Annotated in this window: 8 protein-coding genes and 1 other annotated feature; of the genes, 5 read left to right on the forward strand and 3 right to left on the reverse strand. The window is 51.8% G+C overall.

What is annotated here, in order from left to right; translation table 11 throughout:
* Nucleotides 1–52 precede the first annotated feature (52 nt).
* Nucleotides 53–1275 (reverse strand): IS3 family transposase gene (locus AC1XYH_RS18585; protein WP_096006128.1). Its coding sequence is split into 2 segments (ribosomal slippage): nucleotides 53–990 and nucleotides 990–1275, totalling 1224 coding nucleotides; the frame shifts between segments, so codons are not numbered across the junction.
* Nucleotides 881–997 (reverse strand) — a sequence feature (AL1L pseudoknot). Its footprint overlaps the gene before it by 117 nt.
* Before the next feature lie 842 nt (nucleotides 1276–2117).
* Here AC1XYH_RS18585 and AC1XYH_RS18590 point away from each other — a divergent pair.
* The 4 genes from AC1XYH_RS18590 (at nucleotide 2118) to AC1XYH_RS18605 (ending at nucleotide 8927) form a co-directional block, all read left to right on the forward strand.
* A complete protein-coding gene (locus tag AC1XYH_RS18590) occupies nucleotides 2118–3425 on the forward strand; it encodes a TolC family protein (protein ID WP_439270924.1) in 1308 nt (435 codons plus the stop codon).
* 9 nt (nucleotides 3426–3434) lie between these two features.
* Nucleotides 3435–4781, forward strand: a complete 1347-nt coding sequence (locus AC1XYH_RS18595; RefSeq protein WP_483324580.1) for an efflux RND transporter periplasmic adaptor subunit — start codon at nucleotides 3435–3437, stop codon at nucleotides 4779–4781.
* Between the two features lie 16 nt (nucleotides 4782–4797).
* Entirely contained in the window at nucleotides 4798–7953 is a 3156-nt protein-coding gene (locus AC1XYH_RS18600) for an efflux RND transporter permease subunit (RefSeq protein ID WP_123891421.1), read from the forward strand.
* 290 nt (nucleotides 7954–8243) lie between these two features.
* Nucleotides 8244–8927 carry a heavy metal response regulator transcription factor gene (locus tag AC1XYH_RS18605; RefSeq protein WP_123891422.1) on the forward strand — a complete coding sequence of 228 codons (684 nt, stop codon included), beginning with the start codon at nucleotides 8244–8246 and terminating at the stop codon, nucleotides 8925–8927.
* A gap of 16 nt (nucleotides 8928–8943) precedes the next feature.
* On the opposite strand, the gene AC1XYH_RS18610 is transcribed toward AC1XYH_RS18605, so the two are convergent.
* Together AC1XYH_RS18610 and AC1XYH_RS18615 are read right to left on the reverse strand one after the other, a co-directional pair.
* Complete coding sequence (locus AC1XYH_RS18610) at nucleotides 8944–10317, reverse strand: heavy metal sensor histidine kinase (protein WP_439270922.1); 1374 nt, start codon at nucleotides 10315–10317, stop codon at nucleotides 8944–8946.
* An 88-nt stretch (nucleotides 10318–10405) separates the two neighbouring features.
* A complete protein-coding gene (locus AC1XYH_RS18615; RefSeq protein ID WP_220469433.1) occupies nucleotides 10406–10774 on the reverse strand; it encodes a hypothetical protein in 369 nt (122 codons plus the stop codon).
* A gap of 597 nt (nucleotides 10775–11371) precedes the next feature.
* Between AC1XYH_RS18615 and AC1XYH_RS18620 the strand changes: the two genes are divergently transcribed.
* Nucleotides 11372–11554: a hypothetical protein gene (locus AC1XYH_RS18620; protein ID WP_123891414.1), complete on the forward strand. Its 183-nt coding sequence runs from the start codon at nucleotides 11372–11374 to the stop codon at nucleotides 11552–11554.
* Nucleotides 11555–11674: the final 120 nt, after the last annotated feature.

An 11674-nucleotide genomic window follows, 5' to 3' on the forward strand; every position in this document is an offset into this window, starting at 1 on the left:
TAATCTTCAGGTTTGAATCGTACCGGGTTTTATGGAGGCCATTCCGTTTAAGTCAGGCCGCCACGGCCTGACCTGTGTGTTGCTGGTAGAAGTTTGCCTCAGCTTCTGCCGGCGGTATATGTCCAATCGATCCCAGAAGGCGCTGATGATTGAACCAGTGAACCCATTTCAGGGTGGCTATTTCTACTGCTTCGCGACTCCGCCATGATTGCCGGTGTATCAGTTCCGCCTTGTACAATCCGTTGATGGTCTCAGCCAAAGCGTTGTCGTAGCTGTCTCCTTTGCTACCAACAGAGGGCTCTACTCCGGCCTCCGCGAGACGCTCTGTGTAGCGGATGGAGACGTATTGACTGCCACGGTCACTATGGTGGATCAGATTATCTGATCGTCCTGGCTGCCTTGCATACAGCGCCTGCTCCAGCGCATCCAGCACGAACTCAGTCTTCATGTTGTTGCTGACGCGCCAGCCAACGATTCTGCGTGCAAAGACATCTATCACGAAGGCCACGTACAGCCAGCCCTGCCACGTTGAAACGTAGGTAAAGTCTGAGACCCACAGCTCGTTTGGGCGACTGGCATGGAATTGGCGATTGACCTTGTCGAGCGGGCATACAAGCTTCCCATCAGGCACCGTAGTACGGATTATCTGGCCGCGGCGAACACCCTGTAACCCAAGCCGGCGCATCAACCTTTGCACCGTGCAACGCGCGACGTTGATACGCTCTCGATGTAGCTGCTTCCACACCTTCACGACGCCATAACACTGCATGTTGTCATCCCAGACGCGTTGGATCTCACTACTCAGCAGCTCGTCTTGTCTGGCCCGCATGCTGCGTAGCGCTGGCTGGCGAGCTCGAGCTGCATGCCGGTAGTAACCGGACGGAGCAATCTGCACCACTCGGCAGATCGACTCGACTCCGTAACGGTCACGATATTCGTCGACGAAGCCGTTCAGGGTTTGTTGCGGCGGTCGAGCTCCGCCTGGGCAAAATAAGCACTGGCCAGGCGGAGGATCTCGTTCGCTTTACGCAGCTCACGATTCTCGCGCTCCAGGGCCTTGATGCGGTCCCGCTCCTCAGTCGTCTGACCGGGTCGCTGGCCGTTGTCGGTCTGGTGCTTGCGCACCCAGCCATGCAGCGTCTGTGGGACACAGCCAATTTTGGGTGCAATGGACTCGATGGCTGCCCACTCGGATGGGTAGTCCTTCAAGTTCTCCAGAACCATGCGCACAGCACGTTCACGGACTTCAGGGGAGTAGCTATTGGATTTCTTCATGCTTCATTCTCTCAAGAGTTGAGGCCTCCACGAAACCCGGTGTGATTCAGGTTCAACAGTCGATCGCTTTTTTATTACAAATTTGTAACGAAGTGGTCACTGGTTCGTTAACAGCTCTACTTTATAGTCTCCTACAGATAGCGCTCAGATATTTGGCCTGTATAGCGATGTTATATGAAGTCGCTTTCTTGTTTGGATCTTGAGCTATTCACTGTTGCATTAGCTGCGCATATGATCCTCGTCTTGACGCAGGTAGTTTGCGATTGGATAAGAGCCTCAACATACTTCACCTGCAGCTTCGGTCATAAGTAATCCACGCGTAGCACCCTGGCTTGCTCTTTCCTGGAAGCCAGCATGGCTGACTTAATGTGAGACGCCAGCATCTTAGGGCGAGGAAAAAACAGCTATGCCTTGGATTAGAAAAATAGTTCTGCTGTTGTTGCTTGCGCTTTTCCCATTGCAACATCATCCGCAGTTGTTGGCGCGAGGTAAAATTATGAAAATGGTTCGCCAAAAAGTTATCTAGGATATCTGCATGAATCTTTGAGTTCGGAGAAGGAGGGATTATAAAAAGCAAATAAAAAACCAGCCCAAATTGAGGCTGTTTTTTCCATGGCGACCAATGCGAGCGGTATATAACGAAAGGAATCTCGCCTGGCGTGGCCTTAAGAAGGAGCTTGAAAAAGTTTCCTTTTGGCGGCTACGCATCGGCTGAATCTGAGAGCTCTTAGAAATCTAATCGGCGCATCAATGCAAATAAGATCAGACGCGAAAGTAACCATTGAGTGCCATTTATCTGTATCTGACGTGCCTTCTATCTTCAACTTCTTTAGGAGACTTAGATGCGAGAAGTTCTATTCTTGCTAGGATTGATTACGTTGTCGTGCAACCTTGCCTTTGCGCAATCTTTAGATTTGCCGACCTTCACAGAGTCCTCACCTGTCAATGAGTTAAATACCTCCCTGGTTGAGCCTATCGATTCCATAAGTATGTTACGCGCCTTGGAGCTTGCTAGCTCTGCAAGCCCTCAACTGGCTGCTGCCAAACGCGAGCTGGCTGTTTCCCAAGCATTAATTACTCAAGCCGGAGTACGGCCAAACCCAATATTGTCCGCTAGTCAGGAAGGAATAAGGGGAGACGCCCCGGAGACGACGCTTGAACTTAGCCAAGAAATCGAGATAGGCGGTAAACGTTCGGCTCGTATTGAGGCAGCGCAACGCGCCATGGACGTAGCGGCCGCCGACCTACAGGACGCTCAAGCTCGACTGAGGGGGGCAGTGATGGGCGCATACTACGATGTGTTTACTGCTCAAGAACGGCTGGAGCTCGCTCAGGCTGCTTCAAACCTTGCGAAGCAAGCAGTGAACGTGGCCAATCGGCGTGTGAGGGCCGGCATGGTTTCTCCCGTAGAGGAAACCCGGGCGCGGGTTGCGGCTACTGGAGTGCAAGTGGAGCTTGCCCAGGCCACAGCTGAACTCGAAGCTGCGCGCACTCGTCTGGCGGCCAACTGGGGAAACCCACAGCCACGCTTTGAGCGAGTACAAGAGCCGGCAGAGGCAGTACCTCCGCTTCCCGAACTAGGCGAGCTTTATAGCCGTTTGAGCGATTCCGCTCAACTAACCCGCGCGCGTCGGGAAGCAGAAAGACGTCGGGCTGCGTTGGAGCTGGAAAGGACGAATCGCTTTTCTAACGTGACGGTTAGCGTAGGTGCCCAACGCTCAGATGAATATAACGGCACGCTGGGATTGGTGAGTATCTCGATGCCCCTGCCGTTGTTTGATCGAAACCAAGGCAACATCGGAGCAGCGCAGGAACGGGCCTACCAGGCGCAGGACGAGCTCAACGCCGTCCATATACGCCTGAAAAGCGAACTTTCCCAAGCGCACATGCGGCTGCGCACTGCTCGCCAGCAGTTTGAACTGTTGCGCAACGATATGCTCCCCAGTGCCCAAAGCGCTTATGAAGCTGCCAGCAAGGGGTTCGAACTCGGAAAGTTCACCTTCCTTGACGTACTGGATGCTCAACGCACGCTTTTCCAAGCCCGATCTCAGTATCTGTCTGCGCTATCACAAGCTAACCAGGCGGCGGCAGAAATCTCGCGAATTGTCGGAGATGGGTCGGCCGTTATCACCTCGGCCACTCAGCCATAAGGAATCCATATGAAAAGTAAATCGAATACATCTTGCTTGGCTGGTCACAAGAAGCAGATTTTTTGGATCGTCGTCATATTAAGCGTGGCACTTATGCTTGGCGGATTGCTTCTTCGCAGTAGTCCAGCTGTGCCCGATGCGGGCGACGCACATAGCGAGCATGGTGACGAATCGGAGCATGAGGATGAAGGGCATTCGGATGAGGATGCAGAAGCCGAAGGAGATCATGGCCATGATGAAGGAGGCGCCGATAGCGATCACGAGGTCGGTGCGGCAGAGAAAGATGAGCATGAAGATGAGCCCGAGGGAGCGGAGCATACTGAAACAGCAGAGGTAGAACTCTCAGAGACACAAATCCTAGCCGCCGGCATCTCACTGGCAACTGCTCAGCCCGCAAAGATAAAAAGCGCAATTGAGCTGCCTGGCGAAATTACATTCAACCAAGACCGCACAGCGCAAGTTGTGCCTCGTCTCTCAGGTGTCGTTGAAGCGGTCAAAGTCGATTTGGGCGAACAGGTGAAACAGGGGCAAGTACTTGCTGTGATCGCGAGTACAGACCTGTCGGAACGTAGAAGCGAGTTCTACGCGGCGCAAAAACGTCTTGCATTGGCTCAAAAAACCTATCGACGCGAAAAGGAGCTATGGGAAGAGCGTATTTCTGCGGAACAGGATTATTTACAGGCACAACAGGCTTTACGGGAAGCAGAGCTGACTGTTGCGAATGCAAACGCACAGCTACAAGCGCTTGGCAGTGATGCTGGCAAGCCAGACGCATTGAGCCGCTACGAACTCAGGGCGCCGTTCGATGGGATGATCGTTGAGAAGGACATCACGCTCGGTGAGTCAGTCAATACCGATGACCAGATATTCATCATTTCCGATCTCTCCACCGTGTGGGCAGATATCAGCGTTCCTGCCAATGCACTCAGCGCGGTACGAGTAGGCAGCAATGCCGTTATCGAGGCCACAGCATTCGAGTCCAGTGCCAATGGAACCGTTTCTTATGTCGGCTCACTTGTTGGTCAGCAAAGCCGCGCCGCTACCGCCCGGGTCACACTTCCCAATCCTGAAGGGGTTTGGCGCCCCGGCCTGTTCGTCAAAGTGCAGGTAGGCGCTGGCGAAGCATCCGTGCCAGTCGCAGTAAGTCCTGATGCGATCCACACATTGGAAGAAAAGCCGGTGGTGTTTGTACGGACCGACCATGGTTTTGCTGCTCAGCCAATCGTGACTGGTCGCAGCGATAGTGAAGCGGTTGAAATCAAGGAAGGTCTTCAGGCCGGAGCGCGCTATGCCTTGGCTAACAGCTTCATTATTAAGTCCGAGCTTGGCAAAGCCAGCGCCTCGCATGCTCACTAATACGGAGTTATAGACTGTGTTCGAACGTATCATTCGTTTTTCTATAGAGCATCGCTGGCTGGTTTTGCTAGCCGTGCTTGGCATGGCAGCGTTAGGAGTTTACAGCTACCAAAAGCTGCCTATCGACGCTGTTCCTGATATCACCAACGTACAGGTGCAAATCAACACTGCGGCGCCAGGTTATTCCCCGCTGGAAGTGGAGCAGCGCATTACCTACCCGCTCGAGACGGTAATGGCCGGGTTGCCCAAGCTCGAGCAGACACGTTCCTTGTCTCGATATGGACTTTCTCAGATCACAGTTATTTTTGAGGAAGGCACTGACATCTATTTTGCCCGCCAACTTGTGAATGAGCGCCTGGGAGGGGCCAAAGATCAGCTCCCAGAAGGCGTCACTCCAACACTTGGCCCTATTTCCACTGGGCTTGGCGAAATCTACTTTTGGACGGTTGAAGCTGAGGAAGGTGCCACCAAATCGGACGGTACGCCGTATACCCCTGCTGACTTGCGTGAGATTCAAGATTGGATCATCAAACCGCAAGTCCGCAATGTACCTGGTGTTACTGAGATCAATACGATCGGAGGATATGCAAAGGAATATCAGATCGCCCCCAACCCAGACACTTTGCGGTCGTTTGGACTAACACTACAAGATCTAATCGAGGCGGTTGAGCAAAACAATAACAATCTAGGTGCCGGATATATTGAAAAGCGCGGCGAGCAGTATCTTGTTCGTGCACCAGGACAAATGCAGTCTGTGGAGGACATCCGCAATACCCTTATTAGCAACGTTGACGGTACCCCAGTGCGTATCCGGGACGTTGCGACGGTCGAGGTTGGAAAGGAGCTCCGTACTGGCGCAGCCACCGAGAATGGCCGCGAAGTGGTTCTAGGTACGGCTTTCATGCTTATCGGTGAAAATAGCCGGGTAGTTTCTAGGGCTGTCGATGACAAGATGAAAGAGATAAACCTTTCGCTTCCGGAAGGCGTAAAGGCGATCACTGTCTACGATCGAACTGTACTCGTAGACAAAGCTATATCCACCGTTAAGAAGAACCTCACTGAGGGTGCCATTCTTGTTGTGGTTATACTTTTTCTCTTCTTGGGCAATATCCGTGCGGCGATCCTAACCGCACTTGTTATACCGCTGGCGATGCTCTTTACGTTCACCGGCATGGTAGCCAACGAGGTCAGCGCCAACCTGATGAGCTTAGGCGCATTGGATTTCGGCATCATTATCGATGGTGCCGTGGTGATTGTTGAGAACTGCGTGCGTCGACTTGCTCACGCTCAGTCCCATCACGGACGGGCATTAACGCTGTCCGAGCGGCTTCATGAAGTGTTCGCTGCGGCAAAGGAAGTGCGTCGGCCTCTACTATATGGGCAACTGATCATTATGATCGTGTATCTGCCGATATTCGCCCTTACAGGGGTAGAAGGTAAGATGTTCACGCCCATGGCGTTTACCGTAGTGACAGCGCTATTCGGGGCGATGATCCTCTCGGTGACGTTCGTCCCGGCAGCCGTTGCGCTATTTATCGGTAAGCGGGTTACAGAGAAGGAAAACTTTCTAATCCGCAATACTAAACGGGCCTACGCACCTACACTCGATGCGGTGATGGCCAACAAGCCAGCGGTGCTCACCTTTGCCGTAGTTGTAGTCATACTTTCCGGCCTCGTAGGGTCACGTATGGGCAGTGAATTCGTGCCTAGCCTCAACGAGGGAGACTTCGCTATCCAAGCCCTTCGTGTACCGGCTACCAGTCTTAGTCAGTCTGTCGAGATGCAGCAGCAGCTGGAACGAAAGCTTATGGGTGAGTTTCCGGAGATCGAGCGGATTTTTGCGCGCACAGGCACTGCGGAGGTGGCATCCGATGCCATGCCACCAAATATCTCTGACGGGTACGTCATGCTGAAGCCACAAGAGCAGTGGCCGGATCCAGGCAAGTCGCGCAATGAGCTCTTAAGCGAGGTCCAAGCGTCCGCCGCTGAGTTGCCGGGCAATAACTACGAGTTTTCCCAGCCGATTCAGCTGCGTTTCAACGAGTTGATTTCCGGTGTTCGTGCCGCGGTGGCCGTGAAAATCTATGGTGATGACATGGAGGTTCTTAACAGCACGGCGGCGGAAGTGTCCGAGCTGCTAGAACAAGTACCAGGCGCTTCAGAGGTTACGGTCGAGCAAACGACTGGCCTTCCTATGCTCACGATTGATATCGATCGCGATCAAATCGCACGATACGGCCTGAGTCTAGATACTGTACAGCAAGCGGTTGCAGTAGCTATCGGTGGCCGAGAGGCAGGCACCTTGTTTCAAGGAGACCGGCGTTTCGATATCGTGGTTCGTTTACCGGACGAGATACGCAGCGATCTCGCCGCAATTGAGCGGCTTCCAATTGCCCTTCCAAGGGAATTAAACAGCACCATAAGTTATATCCCCCTCGGCGAGGTGGCCACGCTAGATCTGTCCCCCGGTCCGAATCAGATCAGTAGAGAAGAAGGGAAACGGCGAATTGTTGTCAGTGCAAACGTCCGTGGTCGTGACATTGGATCATTCGTATCTGAGGCAGAACAGAAAATCCAGGCCCAGGTAGATATCCCGGCAGGTTATTGGATCGACTGGGGCGGTACCTTCGAGCAGCTTGAATCGGCAACGAAGCGGCTGCAGATTGTCGTCCCCGTGGCGCTGCTCCTGGTGTTCATTCTGCTTTTCATGATGTTCAACAATGTCAAAGACGGCTTATTGGTCTTTACAGGGATTCCATTTGCGCTCACCGGAGGCATTGTTGCGCTGTGGCTGAGAGATATCCCGTTGTCCATTTCAGCAGGAGTTGGCTTTATTGCTCTGTCAGGCGTCGCCGTTCTAAATGGCCTGGTAATGATCTCCTTCATCCGTAGCCTACGGGAGCAAGGTTTACCTCTGGACACCGCGATCCGCGAGGGCGCTCTTACCCGGCTACGACCGGTATTAATGACTGCTCTTGTGGCTTCACTCGGATTTGTTCCAATGGCTTTAAATGTCGGGACCGGTGCAGAGGTACAACGTCCTCTTGCGACGGTGGTGATCGGCGGGATTCTGTCTTCAACGGTGCTAACGCTATTAGTGTTACCGTTGCTTTACCAGCTGGTTCACCGTCGAGATGACGAGTTAGAAGAGCAAGCAAGCGCTAGTTCTTAACAGAGCTATCAAAATTGAGTGTCGGTACGCACGCCCCGTTCCTGCTATATAGCGAGTACGGGGCGTGTTAGTCAGCGCTGCGCCGAAGCCTGCATCGCCTGTTTAGAAGAATGTGGGCGGATGGCGGGTTGATCGTTTGGCGCTGTCGGCGCAATCTCCCGACGCGCCAAGCCGGTTCAGGCCTTAACACTATCGATGTGTTGGACGCCGTCAATTACATTTATGAAAGGCAATAGCATCTCCGTCCTGAGCACTGCACAATGAGCTATTGCTTAGGCAGGAGCTTGATTGTGAAAATCTTGGTTGCAGAAGATGAACCGAAGACTGGCGTTTACTTGAAACAAGGTTTGGCTGAAGCTGGGTTTGTTGTCGACTTGGTCACGAACGGTATTGATGCGGTCCAACAGGCTCATGATGAAGAATATGACCTGCTGATTTTGGACGTGATGATGCCAGGGCTGGATGGCTGGCAGGTGCTTGAACGAGCACGCGCTGCGGGCAGTGAAACGCCTGCGCTGTTTCTGACTGCTCGAGACCAGGTGGAAGATAGAGTCAAAGGCCTAGAGCTTGGGGCAGATGATTACCTGGTCAAACCGTTCGCCTTTTCCGAGTTGCTGGCCCGAGTAAGGTCGTTGCTGCGTCGTGGAACCAATGCAACTGTCCAGACGAGCTTGGCCATTGCAGACATGCAGGTGGACTTGTTGAAGCGAAGAGTCGAGCGCGGAGGCAAACGCATCGATCTGACTGCAAAGGAATTCATGTTGCTTGAGCTACTGCTTCGCCGTCGGGGTGAAGTGTTATCTAAATCGCTTATTGCATCCAAAGTATGGGATATCAACTTTGATAGCGACACTAATATTATTGAGGTCGCTATTAGACGACTACGCGCAAAAATTGATGATGACTTCCCTGTAAAGTTGATTCAAACCGTTCGAGGCATGGGCTATTTCATCGATAGTACAGAGTCAAGTTGAGCTTGGCGTTACATGCTTAAACGATTGCTGCTAATTTAATCTCGAATGTGGTGATTCTATCCGCAGAACTGCATTCAATTGTTCCTTTGTGCGCTTCGATAATCGACCGGGTAATAGCCATTCCAAGACCCGCATTCAAGGTGCTTCCTTCGCGCCTTGCGGTATCGATTCGGTAAAAACGGTCAAAAAGCTTATCGATATGCTCAGCAGAAATTATCGGGCCTTGGTTACTCACCTTCAAGAGCACCCAATCATCCGCTCTCGAGACCTCAATAACGACAACAGTGCCTTCATCTGCGTAACGCACTGCATTGGACAAGATGTTCGAAAGGGCGCGTCGCAACATGAGATTGTCACCTTGTACCCAGGTGACGCCTTCGCAACTCATGATCAGTTTTAAGCCCTTTTCGTCGGCCGCATATTCGTAATATTCGAGCACGCTCGCTCCGATAGTTGCCAGGTTGTGATCTTCTAAATCGGGAGTAATCATGCCGTTGTCGGCTTTGGCCAGAAATAGCATGTCGTCGACCATTCGCGACATCCTGCGGAGCTCCTCAAGGGTCGACAAAAGAATTTCTTTGTAGTCTTCGCCAGAGCGATCCTTCATCAGCGCGACTTCAGTTTGGGTCAGCATGCTGTTCAGCGGTGTGCGCAGCTCATGCGCGATGTCAGCTGAAAAGCCCGATAGGCGAAGAAAGGAATTATCCAATCGCTCAAGCATGGCGTTAAAGCTGTTCACGAGCTCATGCAGTTCGGTTGGTACCGATTCGGCAGGGATTCGCGTTTCCAGGCAGTTGGCAGTGATGGTGGAAGTTGTCTTTGACAGGCGGGAGATCGGCTTGAGACCCCGGCCAATAAATGCGTAACCAAGTACGCCGCTGAGCACAGCACTGATGAGAAGCGTATAAATGAACCATTGACGAATCATTTCGAAAAAGTGGGTGCGGTGTGTGACATCTAGGGCCAAGTGAATCGTCTTTCCTTCTCCATCTGCCCACTCCCCGATCCGCTGGGTCGTCCCCGTGTAGATGTTGGGGCCCACTTGAATCAGCCACTTGTCAGCATTGCCGGAGTTATTAAAAGGCAGGTATTTTTCGGGTAGGTTGTGATGTGAATAAACGACGCGGTTTCCGGCTTTAATCACGACAGCAAAGCCAAATGAGGTGTCAAGCAATCGGTCGATGTCGGACATTATGGATGACCCAAGGCCGTCATTGCGCGACAGAACTGCCTCCAGCGACTGTATCTTGTGTTGGAGAACCTGTTCATCCTGTCGCTCAAAATGCAGGCGACAAAAAAAATCAAAGCTTACGGCAGCGAACGCCAGAACTGTTGTTACTACCAATATAAAAAGAAGCGCCATTCTGGCGCGCATAGACAACATACTCATAACTGTTTCTCGCTCAGTACCAAAGGCAGCGTTAGTGAAAATGACCAGGCATTTCGTCCTTTACCCTTTACCTCCGCATCTGAACGCCCTAAAGGTGTCCGCCAAGCACCTGGCGCCGGACAAACCACATTTGCAGCAGAGGTAACGCGATCCACTGGGCAATGGGTGACAAACCTACATTCGTAAAGGGCAGCACCGGCATGGATTGTTCATAGGTCCAGCGTTGAAATGGGCCTGTCGCCAGGAGCTCAAAAACTACGGTAATCAGTAGGCCAGCAATTAGGAATATGCCAAGGGGCAGGAATCGATCTGCCAGAAACCAGTACCTTGAACGGGCGAATAAGCTAGCAGTCCAGAACGCTCCAAGGGAAATAATGACGTCGCCGCCGGTGGCTCTGGTGCAATGCAGAATGACGCTGAAGTAATGAGTATCGTCGAATCCGGCAAATAATGGCATCTGCATCAGCTCCCAGATAAAATGCAGGAAGAATGAGAAAATTGCGACGTGTAGCTCTGGTGTGTTCAGTATTCTATTTTTGTTGATAGATAACTCCTTCGGTACGAAATAAGACGGACTAACAGCATTCGATTGAATGCGGATTTAGGCGGCTGTCTTTATTAGAGTCGAAGAGAAAAGGGCTCTATAACGAACCCTTGGTTAAGTTAGCATCGTTTTTTACTATTCGGCGGTTTGCTGAGTCTTCATCATGTCCATCATCTGGCGCATCTCAGACATCATGCCCATCATTATATTGCCGCCCATGTGCTGGTGCTCAGACTTTTTAGCCTATTCTGCCGCTGCGGATACTGCTGCAGTGGTGCCGGTTGCCAATAGGGCGAACAACACAATGTTGAAGGCCACTTTACGCATCACTGTTCTGCTACTCAATCAGAATTTTTTACGCTGGTCAGTTAGGCCTCAAGCGCTGTTTGCTGCTCATATTTCTGTCCCATTCCATATCTCATGCGTACCACAATCATTGATAAATAGGTCAAGAAGAGTAATAGGCAAGGCAGGAAGCCGAGGAATAGTTGCTTGTTAAGGTTCAGCAGTATGAAGCTGAACCTAGTCACTGCTATTCCTGTCGTCTGGAATTTTTTATTACAACTTCTCGACTGTTTCTATACAAATTCATATAAAACACTTAATTATTTCATCGCTGCCTTTTATTTGGCTATCAGCAAGGGCCGCCCTTCACCCTATAGGGGCTTTGGTGCGGCACCTGGCGCCTCATGATGGAAGGCGCTTGTACCTCAGCTCATAATCGCTGCCGTCTTCGACGAGCGGGGTAATTACTTTGGAAAACTTGTTCATTAGACACCTCTCTTTTGGGAGTGCTATTTAGCTTGACGGTTT

The organism is Pseudomonas sp. GW-45, assembly GCF_056896675.1.